The organism is Nonomuraea sp. NPDC052116, assembly GCF_040680035.1.
Classification (GTDB): Bacteria; Actinomycetota; Actinomycetes; order Streptosporangiales; family Streptosporangiaceae; genus Nonomuraea; species Nonomuraea angiospora_A.
Genome location: NZ_JBFAWA010000008.1, coordinates 164,995 through 178,815, shown reverse-complemented (window position 1 = coordinate 178,815; position 13,821 = coordinate 164,995). Strand labels below are relative to the sequence as shown.

The 13,821-nt window shown below is 69.2% G+C and carries 9 protein-coding genes; 4 read left to right on the top strand and 5 right to left on the bottom strand.

Going from position 1 to position 13,821, the window contains the following annotated elements:
- Positions 1-3: 3 nt before the first annotated feature.
- From AB0L65_RS17495 to AB0L65_RS17485, 3 genes are read right to left on the bottom strand one after another with little or no spacing between them, the layout of a single operon-like run.
- Complete coding sequence (locus tag AB0L65_RS17495; RefSeq protein ID WP_364246186.1) at positions 4-858, bottom strand: carbohydrate ABC transporter permease; 855 nt, start codon at positions 856-858, stop codon at positions 4-6.
- Positions 858-1,862 (bottom strand): sugar ABC transporter permease, encoded by a 1,005-nt coding sequence (locus tag AB0L65_RS17490; protein ID WP_364246183.1) that lies wholly within the window; start codon positions 1,860-1,862, stop codon positions 858-860. The genes AB0L65_RS17495 and AB0L65_RS17490 overlap by 1 nt, the downstream gene beginning before the upstream one ends.
- A 36-nt stretch (positions 1,863-1,898) precedes the next feature.
- Complete coding sequence (locus AB0L65_RS17485) at positions 1,899-3,350, bottom strand: extracellular solute-binding protein (RefSeq protein WP_364246181.1); 1,452 nt, start codon at positions 3,348-3,350, stop codon at positions 1,899-1,901.
- Positions 3,351-3,631: 281 nt separating this feature from the next.
- Between AB0L65_RS17485 and AB0L65_RS17480 the strand changes: the two genes are divergently transcribed.
- From AB0L65_RS17480 to AB0L65_RS17470, 3 genes are all read left to right on the top strand, one after another.
- Complete coding sequence (locus AB0L65_RS17480; RefSeq protein WP_364246178.1) at positions 3,632-4,408, top strand: sugar phosphate isomerase/epimerase; 777 nt, start codon at positions 3,632-3,634, stop codon at positions 4,406-4,408.
- 29 nt (positions 4,409-4,437) lie between these two features.
- A complete protein-coding gene (locus AB0L65_RS17475; RefSeq protein WP_364246176.1) occupies positions 4,438-5,448 on the top strand; it encodes a LacI family DNA-binding transcriptional regulator in 1,011 nt (336 codons plus the stop codon).
- 67 nt (positions 5,449-5,515) lie between these two features.
- A complete protein-coding gene (locus AB0L65_RS17470; protein WP_364246173.1) occupies positions 5,516-7,309 on the top strand; it encodes a DUF2264 domain-containing protein in 1,794 nt (597 codons plus the stop codon).
- A 98-nt stretch (positions 7,310-7,407) separates the two neighbouring features.
- Here the strand turns inward: AB0L65_RS17470 and AB0L65_RS17465 are convergent, their stop codons facing one another.
- Complete coding sequence (locus AB0L65_RS17465; RefSeq protein ID WP_364246171.1) at positions 7,408-11,334, bottom strand: DNRLRE domain-containing protein; 3,927 nt, start codon at positions 11,332-11,334, stop codon at positions 7,408-7,410.
- Between the two features lie 325 nt (positions 11,335-11,659).
- Here AB0L65_RS17465 and AB0L65_RS17460 point away from each other — a divergent pair, with 325 nt between their 5' ends.
- Positions 11,660-12,658 (top strand): helix-turn-helix domain-containing protein, encoded by a 999-nt coding sequence (locus AB0L65_RS17460; RefSeq protein ID WP_364246168.1) that lies wholly within the window; start codon positions 11,660-11,662, stop codon positions 12,656-12,658.
- A 28-nt stretch (positions 12,659-12,686) separates the two neighbouring features.
- On the opposite strand, the gene AB0L65_RS17455 is transcribed toward AB0L65_RS17460, so the two are convergent.
- A complete protein-coding gene (locus AB0L65_RS17455; protein WP_364246166.1) occupies positions 12,687-13,613 on the bottom strand; it encodes a LysR family transcriptional regulator in 927 nt (308 codons plus the stop codon).
- Positions 13,614-13,821: the final 208 nt, after the last annotated feature.

Sequence of the window (13,821 nt, the reverse complement as noted above, 5' to 3'; positions counted from 1 at the left end):
CTGTCACCCCTTCGTGGCGCCGGCCAGGCCGCGCGTGAAGTAGTTCTGGAAGAACAGGAAGATCGCCAGCATCGGCAGGAACGAGATCGTCATCCCGGCGGCGAACCCGGTCCAGTCGGTGGCGTGCTCACCCTGGAAGGAGAGCATTCCGACGGCGAGGTTCTGCAGGTCGGGCTGGCCGAGCGTGAACACCAGCGGGATGTTGAACTCGTTCCAGCTGCTGATGAACTGGAAGATGACCACCACCGCGATGACCGGTTTGGCCAGCGGCAGGATGAGGCCGAACGTCTTGATGAAGCCGGCCCCGTCGAGCTTGGCCGCCTCGAACAGGTCGCTCGGGACGCTGGAGAAGAACCCGACGAACAGCAGGACGTAGAGCGCGCCCGCGCCGCCGGACATGGCCAGGATGACGCCGGCCCGCGTGTTCAGCAGGCCGAGGTTCTCGATCAGCACGAACTGCGGGACGATGATCGAGGCGACCGGGATGAACAGGGTCCCCACGATCATCCGGTAGAGCAGGGTGCGGCCGGGGAACTCGTACCTGGCCAGCACGTAGCCGCACAGCGCCGCCTTGACCAGCTCGACGAGGGTCGAGGCGGCCGAGTAGAGCACCGTGTTGAAGAAGTATCCGGAGAACCCGGCGTTGACCCAGGCGCGGACGAAGTTGTCGAAGTTCAGCTGGTCGGGCACGAGGCTCGCGCCGCTGGTGAACATCCCGGCCTGGGTCTTGAACGCGGCCGAGATCGTCCACAGGAACGGATAGACCCACACGAGCCCGATGACCACCAGGATCGGCAGGGCGATGAGGTTGGCCCGCGTCCTGTGGCTGCGCCGGGCGGCCTGGTTGATCGTGGCCATCAGACGCCGTACTCCTTCCTGAGCCGCTGGGCCCGGCGGACCGCGACGCCCTGGGCGGAGACCAGGACGAAGGCGATGACGGAGAACAGCAGCGCCGCGGCCGAGGCGTAGCCGTAGGCGAACGGCACCGAGCCGAAGGCGTTCTGGTAGATGAAGTAGGAGACCACGTACGTGCTGGTGCCCGGGCCGCCCGCGGTGAGGGTGACGACCAGCCCGAAGACGTGCATGGCGTTCACGATGCCGAGCAGGGTGATGATCACGGCGACCGGCCTGATCATCGGCAGCGTGATGCGGGTGAGCTTCTTCCACTCGCCCGCGCCATCGATGTCGGCCGCCTCGTAGACCTCCTCCGGCACGTTCTGCAGCGCCGCGATCCAGTAGATCATGTACTGGCCGAAGATCTGCCAGACGGAGACGAGCACGAGCACGAGCAGCGCGCTCCACCGGTTGGCGAACACGTCGAACCCCTGGTCGACCAGGCCGAGGTCGCGCAGGATCGCGTTCAGCGCGCCGTTGGACGGGTTGAGCAGGTAGGTGAAGACCAGGCCCGCCATGGCTACGGGGATGATCAGCGGCGCGAAGAACAGGGTCCGGAAGAACCGCTTGCCGCGCAGCCACTTGCGGGTGAGCACGATCGCCGCCAGGAGCGAGATCGGGAGCTTGATGACGGTGGTCAGCACGGCGAAGATCAGCGTGTTGACCACCGAGAGCCAGAACAGCGGGTCGACCAGGATCGAACCGTAGTTGTCGGCCCCGACGAACTGGTCGATCGGGCCGATGCCCGACCAGTCGAAGAAGGAGTAGTAGATCGTCGCGGCCAGCGGCCAGAGGGTGAAGCCGAGGTAGAGCAGGAGGAAGGGGGCCAGGAAGACGACCAGCCAGACCCTGTCGAAGCCGCGGACGCGCTCGCGGGAGTGATCGACGCGTTCGGGCACACGCTCGGCGGGCGGCCGGTCCCTGTCCGGCGCCCTCTCCCTACCGGGGGCGGGGGCGGTGGTTGTCATGGATGTCCTCACGAGGGAGAAGGGGGCGCCGACCGGTCAGTTCTTGTACATGTCCTTCGTGTAGTCCTTGGTGTAGTCCCAGTCGGGGAAGGTGTAGCAGTCCATCGACACCTTCAGACCGGCGGCGGCCTCCTGCTTGAGCCCTTCCTCCAGGGCGGTCTGGCGCTGCTTGACGATGGCGGCGCCCACCGACTCCAGCGACTGGCCGCTGACCAGCGCCTCGCCCATGGCCTCCCACTCCCCGTCGGGGGTCTTCGCCAGCGCGTTGACGTACGCCTTGGACTTGGCGATGTCGGGGCACTTGAGCAGCGGCACGGGGAGCTGGACGCGGTAGCCCGGCTGCGCGGCGATCTGCATGATCTGCTTGAGCGCCGGGTCGCTGACCATCTTCTGGTTGTCGACGTAGGCCAGCGTGCCGAAGGCGCTCTTGTAGTACTGCTTGACGAAGTAGCCGTTGGGGTCGGTCATCCACTGGATGAACGTCCACATGGCGTCGGCGTTCTTGGTCTGCGAGCTGACCCAGTACTTGTTGCCGTCGTACTTGCGGCCGGCCGCGCCGGTCTGCCCGTCGTCCGGGTTGAGGCGCGGCGCCACCACGTACTTGTCGCTGCTGAAGCCCTGGCTGGCCCACACGCTCGGCACCCAGGTGCCGTCGAAGAAGATGCCGGCCTGGTCGGCGGCGAACTGCTGGCGGGAGAAGTTCTTGTCGTTGGTGCCCGGCGCCAGGTAACCGGCCTTCTTGAGCTCCTGGATGTAGGCGAAGGCCTTCACCTGCCCGGGCTCGGTCAGGTCGAACTTGCCGGTCTTGTAGTCGAAGAACTCGTCCGTCGAGACGCTGCTGATCATCGCGAACCAGATCCGCTGCATGTCCACGCCCTTGGTGGGGGCGGCGATGCACTCGGCCTTGGTCTTGGCCTTGATCTGCGCGCAGGCGTTCTTGAGGTCGGTCCAGGTCTTGGGCGGGCTGTTGACGTCCAGCCCGGCCTGCTGGAAGACCTGCTTGTTGAGGAACATGTAGCCGGAGCCCCAGTAGAGGTTCTCCGAGAACGGGAAACCGTACGTCTTCCCGTCCTGCACGTTGATGCCTTCCAGGAAGGACCCGTCCGGCCAGCGCTTGGTGAAGTCGGCGGGGACGGTGCCGCCCGGGCTGAGCGGGCTGATCCACTTCTGGTCCAGCAACTGGGACAGCCCGGTCGCGTTCCAGTAGAACATGTCCGGCGCCTGGTTGCTCTGGAAGGCCAGGGGCAGGGTCTTCATGTAGTCGGCCTGGGTGATCGAGCGCCACTCGATCTTGATGTTGGGATGTTCCTTGGTGAACTGCGCGCCGATGTCCTTGTGGAAGTTCACCTGTTCGGCGGAGAAGTCCCAGATCTGCAGCGTGGTCTGCGATCCGCTGCCGCCGTCGCGGCCGGTGCTCGACGTGCCGCACGCCGCCACGAGCAGCGAGGCCAGGATCGCGGTGATCATCGCGGGCCGATGGAGTTTCATGAAGCCCTCCCGAGAGACGGAGGTCAGAGGGGTGTCGGGCATCGGGTAAGCGCTTGCCCGAGAGGTGGGTCCGAGAGTAACCCCGGTCACAGGCCGATTCAAGACTTGTGAGAAAGCGGTTTCAGATCGATGCTCGGTCATGACACCTGTCCGTAGATGACCCATACCGCCGGACATATGCTGGTTTGCCTGGCACTTTTCGGCGACGCGCGCCGATAAGATCATCAGCTCAGCGCGCCGGAAAAATCTCTACAAGCGCTTTCAGAACTTCGGGAGTACGTGTGCGCCTGCTCGCCTTCACCAAGCCCTTCGGCCCGATCGACCCCGCCCGGCTGGCCGAGACCGTGGCCTCGGTGGGCGCCGACGGGGTCGACCTCGTCGTGCGCGAGGGGCAGACGGTCAGCCCCGCCGACCCGGGCGGCATCGCCGTCGTCGCCGCCGAGCTCGAACGCCGCGGGCTCACCCTCGACGTCGTCACCACCGACCTGCTCGACGCCGACGCGGACGCCGAACGGATCATCGCGGCCTGCGGCGAGAGCGGCGTCCCCCTCATGCGGGTGGGTTTCTTCCGCTACGACCCCGCCGCCGGATACCGCCGCCAGCTGGAGGAGTCCAGGGCCGCCCTGTCCCGCCTGGCCGCCGTCGCGGCCCGGCACGGCGTGCGGCTGGCGGTCCAGTTGCATCACGGTACGATCCATCCATCCGCCTCGCTCGCCCTCGCACTCGCCGGCGACCTGGACGACGTGCGCTTCTACGCCGACCCCGGCAACCAGGCCAAGGAGGGCAGCGAGGCATGGGCGCTCAACGTCGACCTGCTGGGCGATCGGATGGCCTGCATGGGAGTGAAGAACGCCGTCTGGCGGTCCACCGCGGACGGCTGGGTGTGCGAGTGGCAGCCGTTCGCGGACGGAGGCGTGGTCCCCTGGCCGGAGATCGTCCCCGGGCTGCGCGCACGCGGCTACACCGGAGTGCTGTCGCTGCACGTCCACTACCCGGCGGCCGACCCGGCGGCGGCCGTACGGCGGGATCTTGATCATCTACGCGGGCTGCTCGGCTGACGGGCGCTCCACGGGGGGAGGATGAGCGGGTGCGTAATCTGCGGCAGGGCCGCTCGGCCCGGGTGACGATCAGCGACGTCGGGGCGGCGGCGGGGGTGTCGGCCTCGACGGTCTCCCGCGTGCTCAACGGCACGGCCAAGGTCGCCCCCTCGCTGGCGGCGCGCGTCCACGACGCGGTCAGGCAGCTGGGCTACCGGCCCAACGCCGCGGCGCAGGGGCTGGCCCGCGGGGAGTGGGGCACCATCGGCGTGCTGGTCCCCAACCTGGCCAACCCCTACTTCCCCGACGTGCTCAAGGCGGTCTCGGCCGTCGCCCGCTCCCACGGGCGGCGCGTCATGGTCATGGAGTCGGACGACGACCCCTCGATCGAGCACGACCTGGTCGCGGACCTGATGCGCAGCTGCGACGGGGTGCTGCTCTGCTCCTCCCGCCTGGAGCGCTCGGACCTGGTCGTGCTGACCGCCCGGGACCACCCGCTCGTCCTGCTCGACCGGATCGTCCCCGGCATCGCAGCGCCCGCGGTCTCCGCCGACTTCTTCGGCGGGATGATGCTGATCTGCGGCCATCTGGCGCAGCTGGGCCACCGCCGGGTCGCCTACCTGAGCGGGCCCGAGGTGTCCTGGGCCAACGCCGAGCGGATCAGGGCGCTGGAGGCGGCCAAGGCGTTCGGCATCTCCGTCACGATCCTGCCGTGCGGGTCCACCAGCCGCGCCGGGTACGACGCCGCCGCCGAGGTGGCCGGCACCGGCGCCACCGCGCTCACCACCTACAACGACCTGGTGGCGCTGGGGGCGGTGACCCGGATGCGCGAGCTCGGCGTACGGGTTCCCGAGGACCTGTCGGTGGTCGGGTTCGACGACATCGCGCTGGACCACGTGGCGCACACGAGCCTGACCACGGTGTCGGTGCCGCGTGGGCAACTCGGCAGGCAGGCGGCCGAGATGCTGGAGGCCCTCATGACCGCGGGGCACGACGGGGAGCCGGTGTACCTGCCGATGGAGTTGCACGTCCGCGACAGCACGGCGCCGCCCCACTGTTGACAAGTGCGGCCGGCGGCGGGAACCCTGTCTTTCTGAAAGCGCTTTCCCAGCGGAGGAGAGAGAACCCGTGGACACCGACGACCGCGCAGGGCGGCCTGGCAGCGACCGAGACGATCTGCAGCGGCAGGTCCTGGACCTGGTCGCACCGCTGACCACCAGATTCAGCGCGGGCGGGGGGCGGCTGCGGCTGGGGTTCAACACGGCGCACTACGACCAGGCAGCCTCCGAGCTGGAAGCGTTCGCTCGGCCGCTGTGGGGGCTGGCGCCGCTGGCGGCCGGCGGCGGGGCGTTCGACCACTGGGAGCTCTGGCGCGCCGGGCTGGCCGCCGGGACCGACCCCGAGCACCCCGACTACTGGGGCGCGGCCTTCGACCGCAACCAGCGGCTGGTCGAGACCGCCGCCATCGGCCTGGCACTCGCCCTGGCCCCCGAGCAGGTCTGGGATCCGCTGACCGGCCCGCAGCGCGACACCGTGGCCGCCTGGCTGCGGCACGCGGTCACCGTGGAGCCCAACGACAACAACTGGCTGTTCTTCCCGGTCATGGTGGGGCTCGGGCTCGACCGGGTCGGGGTCGCCCACGACCGCGACGCCAACACGGCCAGGCTCGACCGGCTGGAGGAGTTCGACCTCGGGCGCGGGTGGTACACCGACGGGCCCAAGTGGCAGCGCGACTACTACATCCCGTTCGCCATGCACTACTACGGCCTCATCTACGCGGCGCTCGGCGACGACCCGGCCAGGGCCGGGCGCTTCCGCGAGCGGGCCGCGGCGTTCGCCCACGACTTCCAGCACTGGTTCACCAGCGAGGGGGTCGCGGTCCCGTTCGGCAGGAGCCTGACCTACCGTTTCGCGCAGTCGGCGTTCTGGGGGGCGCTGGCCTTCGCCGGGGTCGAGGCGCTGCCGTGGGAGGTGACCAAGGGCCACCTGCTGCGTAACGTGCGCTGGTGGGGCGGCCGGCCCATCCGCGACACCTCCGGGCTGCTCACCATCGGCTACGGCTATCCCCAGCCGCACCTGGCCGAGCAGTACAACGCGCCCGGCTCGCCGTACTGGGCCATGAAGGCGTTCCTGCCGCTCGCCCTGCCCGCGGAGCACCCGTTCTGGGCCGCCAAGGAGGCCGACGCGCCGCCGCTGCCCGAGGTCAGCACCCAGCCGGAGGCGGGCGTGGCGCTGCTGCGCTGCGAGGAGGGGCGGCACGTGGTGCTGCTGAGCGCGGGGCAGCACGCCCCGTGGATGCGGCACGGCGCGGCCAAGTACGCCAAGTTCGCCTACTCCACGCGTTTCGGCTTCAGCGTGCCGGCCGGGACGCTGGGGCTCGAACAGGGTGCCTTCGACAGCACGCTGGCGCTCAGCGAGGACGGCGAGCACTGGCGGCCGTGCGAGCTGCCATACGACGTCTCCGCCTCCGACGGCGTGCTGCACGCGCACTGGAAGCCCTGGGACGACGTGGAGATCGAGACCTGGCTGGTGGCGCTGCCCCCGTGGCACGTACGGGTGCACCGGATCAGGACCGGACGGGCGCTGCGCACGGCCGAGGGCGCCTTCGCGGTCGACCGGGACCGGCCGCCTACCCGGGTGGAGACCGGAACCGGGTGGGCCAGGCTCGACTCGCCGAACGGCCTGTGCGTGATCGAGGACCTGTCCGGCGGGAGGGAAGGCGCCCTGGTCACGGCCCTGCCCGGCACCAACGTGTTCGCCCCGCGCACCACGATCCCCACGCTGACGGGCGAGCTGCCGCCCGGCGAGCACCTGCTGGCCTGCGCGGTCATCGGCCTGGAGGCGGCGGACGGGAGCGAGTGGCCTGCGCCTCCCGCCTGGGACTCGATCGAGCCGCTGATCGGCCCGGCGCCGCGGCCGTGATCTTGATGCCGGACAGCGGGCGGCCCACCAGGTCGCCCGCTGTCCGGCGGCTCACCGGCAGAGGCACGCCGGGTTTGCCGTACCGCTTCCTGAACGCGTCACAGGACCACCCTCGCGTAACCGATCCGCGTGCCTCTCTTCTTCGCGTCGGAGACCCTCTCGTCCAGCCTCTTGGTGCTGTGCGCGGTGTAGAAGATTCCTCTTTCGCTGGAGGACGTCTTCTTCGTGACGATCGACATATGGTCGACCCCGTTGTGGTTCTGCGGATCGAAGTCCCAGTACATGATGTCGCCGACGCGCACGTCCGAGAATGTGGAGCGCCATTGGATCCGGTGGCGGTTGGCCATGTGGCTCATGCTCTTCGTGACGATGACGAAGGTGTTCGAGTCCTTGCCGACGGGGGCCGCCCAGAACCAGTTGTTCGGGTTCTCGCGTTTCTGCTTCGCCGTTGACCCGTAGTTCCGGATCTCCAGGACGCCACCGCCGAATCGCAGCGCCTTGGAGGCGAAATTGGTGCAGTCGCCGCCGCGGTGCCAGAAGTTGTCGTACTCCTGGTGGCTGTTCCAGTTCCTCCTGGCCCAGCTGGCGATGCCGGACTGGTTCACGTAGTCGGCCGAGACGGTGTCCGCCGGGGCATCGCCGGGTTCGGGCACGGTCGCGTCTTCGTTCATGTCCGCCGTGGCCGACCCGTCGGGGTAGACCTGGGAGTCGACCGAATCGCCGTCCGCCTGACCGGTGAGACCGTCGGAGGAGCCGTCCGGATGCTGACTCTGGCCTGCCACGACGACATTGAAGGAATAGTCCGCGTCGTTCTCCTCTTCTTCCGTGGTCTTCTCCCCGGTCGGGTCACGCCGGAGCCGGGACTGGTGCACGGTCGCGCGGACGGTCGCGGTCCTGCCGTCGGCCGACAAGGAGACAAGGGTGTTGCTCAGTGTGGTCGTCGAGCTTTCCTGAGCGCCGCCGTCGGCGTCAGCCTCGGATTTCGCCGCCACGAGCGCTTGCTCGTCCGCCTGGAGCAGCGACTCGAACCGATTGCCCTGATCATGTCTGCCGATCGCGTCGGAGGCGCCCGCGAAACGTCCCTCGACGATGCCCTCCCGGCTGTCCAGATATTGCGTGACAGCGTCGAGGTATTCCTGCCCATCGGGAACGGCCTGCGGTTTCACGGCCGCGGTGGTGCTCCAGGCGCCGCTGCCTTGTTCGTTCTCGGCGCGTACCCGGAAGACGTAGGCCGATCCGTTGGCCAGCCCGGTGACGACGGCCCTCGGCTCGGACGGCGTCAGTGTCTTGACGACGGTTCCCGCGCTGTCGAGAACGTCCAGGTCGAACCCTGTGATGCGGGTGTCACCGGTCGAGTCGGACGGCGGCCCCCAGGTGACGAGCGCTCCGCCGTCACCTGGCCGCACGCTGACGTTCTGCAGGGTTCCCGGCGCGCCCGGCGGCACGTAGGTGACGGTGATGGTCAAGGGGACGCTCACGCCGGCGGAGCCGAAGGTCACCTCCGGTGCCGCGGGATCGGTGGTTCGCAGCGCGAGCTCCGCGAAGCCCTGACCGTCCTGACGGTCTCCCTGTACGGACCCGGAGATGTCGATCTTCGGGTTGGCCAGGTCCACCTCGGCGAACGGCTCGTCCAGCAGCTTGGAGGAGGCCTCTGCTCCCGACGCGTCGGCGGCGAGGCCGTCGGCCAGCTCGTACGCCGACACCTTGAGGGTGGCGGGGCACGTGGCGGCACAGGTGGGGGTTCCGAGATCGAGCGTGGCCGAGGCGATCTCCGCACCCGCCGGGATCGCGGTGAGGTCCGCCTTGAACGTGGAGATCAGGCCGCCTCCCACGTGGAACACGGCGGCCTTCTCGAGCGGGCAGGCGTGCCCGTCACAGGCGTCGGAAGCCGTCTTGGCACCCCGTATGGCGAGTACGCCCGCGCCGAGGGTGGTGGATCGAGTGGGTTTGTCCGCCGTCGGTCGCGGAGCTGTGAAGGTGACGGGGGCAGTACGGGCGCTACAGGCGGAGCCGACACACGCTTCCATCTGCCACTTGTAGACGGCGCCGGGCGTGATGAGGTCGGAGGAGACCTTCAGGGCGGCGCGCTGCCCGCCCTGAACGGTGCTGGACCCCGCCGGGCTCGGTCCCACGACGGCGCCGGCACTGTCGTAGAGGTAGAACCTGGCGGTGAGCGGCTCTCCCGAGGGCCGCAGGAGCACGCCCGACAGCACGACGGCTGACGGGTCGCTCACGCCGGTGGCAAGGCCGGTGGGCACCTTGGGCACGTCCGTCGCGAACGGTGTCCACGACGACCAGCCACTCGCTCCGGTCGGGCTCGTCACCCTGACGCGGAACCGGTACGACCCGGGGTTCAGCAGGGCGCCCGCCGGCGGCGTCCAGGTCGCGGTGACACCGGAGGCCACCGCCTTGGGGCCTCCCGTGGCGACCACGTCACTGCTGCCGGCCTTGGTGACTTCGAACGCGTAGTTCAGCGGCGCTCCTGCGGGATCGGTCGCCTTGGCCGACAGCGTGGGCGTGAGGCTCGCGACGGTGTTGACCGCCGGGTCGGAGGAGGCTCTGGGCGCGATGTCGAGCCCTGAGGGGGTGCCGATCTTGTAGGTGAAGGTGACGCTGAGCGCGGGTTCCTTCTCCCCTTGGGCGCCGGAGACGTAGTTCGAGGAGTAGTACCGGCGCCAGGTCGAGGCGTCCTTCTCGTCCGCCCCGCGCAACTGGATGCCGTAGTCTGGCTGGCCGTCGGCCCATGCCTGCACGATGGCGTCGGTGTCCCAGTGCATGAAGTCCTGGGGGCAGCTCGCCGCCCCGTGCGCGGTCTTCGTGATCACCGCGCCGCTGGTCGTCGTGGCCGGCTCCGAGCCGTACTTGATGGTGTCCGGATCCCAGGCCGCCGTGATCCGGCGTGCCTGCACCCCCGCGCTGGGGTCCACACACACCGATGACCAGAACGTCCACAGCCGCAGGTCCGTGTCCACGATCTGGGTGCCGCGCAGGTCCTCGATGTGCCGGAACTTCAGGTACGAGCGGGCGATGTGGGAGCCGTCGTACGTGCCGGCCTTCAGCTCGGTCGAGCCGCGCTGCGAATCGGGGATGTCGCTCTGCACCCAGGTGTCGGTCTCCACGGTGAGCGTGCTCGTGGGGTCCACGGTGACGGGGTACTTCACCGCCGGGTCCGAAAGAAACCTCGGGTCCGGCTTCAGCACCAGCACCGCACCGTCGCCGCTCTGCCGCACCGTCGTCTCGATGGCGGCCTGATGAACGGGCTCGCCGGAGCGCTCGTCGGTCGTGGAGTCCCACATTCGCGGGGCCGGAGCCGACGCCAGCACCTTGCCGGCACCATCCTGAAGGTTCAGGCCGTGATCGGCGGCCTTGGAAAGCCTCAGACCCTTCGTGACCACCGGCAGCGTGAACTCCAGCGGTCCCGTCGGACGCCGGTGCAAGACGATCGAATGGCTGAATCCGTTCGGCAATGCCCTCACGGTGAGGTCACCGCCGGGCACCACGTTCTCGTAGGTCGCCGTGTCCCCCTTGATCTGCGGCGACGGCAGAGCCTTGCCCCACGAGACCGCGAACGAGCGATCCGCGCCCCGCACCTCGGCAAAGGGCTCCGGGCCGCCGTCGGACAGGCGGACGTCCGATGCCACGGCCTTCGGCCGCAGTCCCGCCTCGCCGGCCCGCACCAGGGACGTGTCGATGGGGCGCCACTCGCCGCCGTCCTTGACCCGTACCGGGCCGGGGAAGGTTTCCAGCGTGAACGTGCCGTCAGGGTTGGCCCAGAGCGAGGAGCTGTCGCTCTTCTCGCTCTCCACCTCCACCCGCGTGCCCTGTGTCTTCGCCGATCGCGCGGCGGCCACCCGGTCGGTCGGAGGGCTCCCGTCGTCGGCCACCGCGGCCGAGCCCCCGGAAACCGGTCCGGCCAAGGACGCGGCGACCATCAGGGCCACCAGGCCGCCGAGCGCGCCCCCGCGCCGCTCACCCACCGCGCGGTGACCGGCTAAGAGACCGCCTGTCCCCCGTGATCGTTTCACCGTGTTACCTCCTCGTCGCAGCCGTCACAGGCTGTCGTCGCCGGCCGCCGCCCCGTCCGTCACCGGCACGCCTCTGGGCCGGAAAGCCGGACATTCGCGCCCCGGAGAAGGGCGGCGGTCACAGATCAGCCATCATTTTCAGCGCGGCTCCGGCCGAGGCGAAGATCGTTCCATCACAGCGCAAATGCCCTGGAAGAGGCCCTGCGGGAGGGACCGGACACCGCGCGGCCGGGGTGCCTGCGAACTTGACTGCGCTGATCGCCGTCGAAGTAGGTGCTTCCGTCGGAGTGCACATGCCGAACGGGGCACGTCGATCGGAGGATCCATGGCGCTGAGAATCCATTTCACGGGCGAGGATCTCGCGCGAACGCGCATCGCCCCCGGGTGCGACGCCATGTGGGAGGTGATGCTCAGCCTCTACAGGTTGCGCCGCCGGGAGCGGACGATCGTCTTCAGTCAGTGGAAGAAGGAGGCGCTGGCGAGGGCGCCCGCGGCGACCCGGATACTGACGACCCTCGCGCCCGCGCAAGGTTATACCGTCGACTTCCTCACTCCGCGCACCGAGCCGGGCTCGATGGCGGCGGGAACCGAGGCCCTGCGCCGAACCACACGTGAGCGGCTACATCTCGACCTGACCGAGTTGTCCTGGCGCCATCCCGGCAGGCGGTTGCCCGGGTGGGTCGGCCACCTCGCCGAGGGCGGCTCGCAGACGCTGGGCGCCGTCGCCGACGCGGCCGAGGCCTACTTCGAAGCATGCTTGTCGCCGTACTGGCCACGGATCCGCGCGCAGGTCGCCCAGGAACGCGCCCGCCGCGCACGAGTGCTCTTCGAAGGCGGCTGGGAGGCAGTGTTCGCCACGCTCCACCCGTCGGCACGGTGGAGCTTCCCGACGCTGGAGCTCGCCTATCCGGCCGACCACGACATCCATCTCAACGGCCGGGGCCTGGTGCTGCAGCCCTCGTTCTTCTGCAGGCAGACACCGATCACCCTGCGCGATCCCGAGCTGCCCCCGGTGCTGGTCTATCCGATCGAACACGACCCCACCTGGGCGCACGGCGACGCCCCCGACCGGCGTCCGACGCTGACGAGCCTGCTCGGCCCCACCCGGGCCCAGGTGCTCGAGACCATAGCCCACGGTGACTGCACCACCGGCGAGCTCGCGCGTCAGCTGGACATTCCCGGCTCGACCGCCAGCCGCCAGGCCACCACACTTCGCCAGGCCGGCCTGGTGACCAGCCACCGCCTGGGCCAAGCAGTCATCCACACCGTCACCGACCTGGGCACCGCCCTCCTCAACAATCACCACCCCGGCCTGATCGCCTGAAGGGTGTGCCATGCGGGCAGCACGGGGTTCATACGGCGATGGGCAGGTCCGCGCGCTGGTGCAGGGATTCGGCGGCGTTGATGAGCATGCTCGTCGCGTGACCGAGCAGGGCGTTGGGGTCGGTGGCGCGGCACACGGTGAAGACCCTGCGGACCTGGGAGGGGTCGCCGAGCCGGAACACGCACACGTCGCGCGACTCGATCATCGCCAGCTCCGGCACGATCGCCACCCCCAGCCCCTTGCGTACGAGCTCGAAGGGCAGGTTGTAGTCGTTGGTGCGGAACAGCACGTCGGGGTCGAAGCCGCTGGCCGCGCAGATGTGCGACAGGTTGAGCGAGGCGTCCATCCCCTCGGTGTAGGAGATCCACCGTTCGGCCGACAGCTCGCCGAACTGGATGCGCTTGCGGGCGGCCAGCCGGTGACCGGTCGGCACGAGCACGTAGAGCGGCTCCTCCATGATCAACGTCATGGTCAGGTCCTTCGGCCAGTTGTGCGGCACCATGCCGTACTCGAAGACCACGGCCAGGTCGAGCCGCCCCTCGTTGACGGCGGGAATGGTCCGGTGCGGATCGCCTTCCTCGTAGCGGATGTCCACGTTGGGCCGGTCGCGCAGGAACTCGGCCAGCACGGCGGGCACCAGCCGGAACCCGGCGGACCAGAAGCTGCCGAGCCGCAGCCTGCCCCGGTGGGTGGTGGCGAAGGAACGCATCTCCTCCTCGGCCGCCTCGAGGTCGGCCAGCAACCGGGCGGCCTTGCGGGCCAGCTCGGCCCCCGCCGCGGTGGGCCGGATGCTGCGCGGCAGGCGCTCGAACAGCTGGACGCCCAGGGTCCGCTCCAGCGAGGAGACCTGCTGCGAGATGGCCGACGGGGTGAACCCGAGGCGCTTGGCGGCGGTCCGGAGCGAACCGGTGGCGACCACCTCACGGATCGCCTGAAGCTGGGCGGGAGTAAGCATCGGCTCAACTTAACAGTCCGGCGATAAGCATCACCAGACCGCGGACCATCTTGAGGCGACGCGATCGATCACCTGGGCGGCTACCTGGGACGGGTGAGAAAGAGGATAAGGAGGAGTGAACAGGATGTGCACCAATGCGCATGCTCGCTCACCTTGTCGTATCCAAACGGACCCCCAATATTGGTGTTTACGGAACGTAGTAGTACCA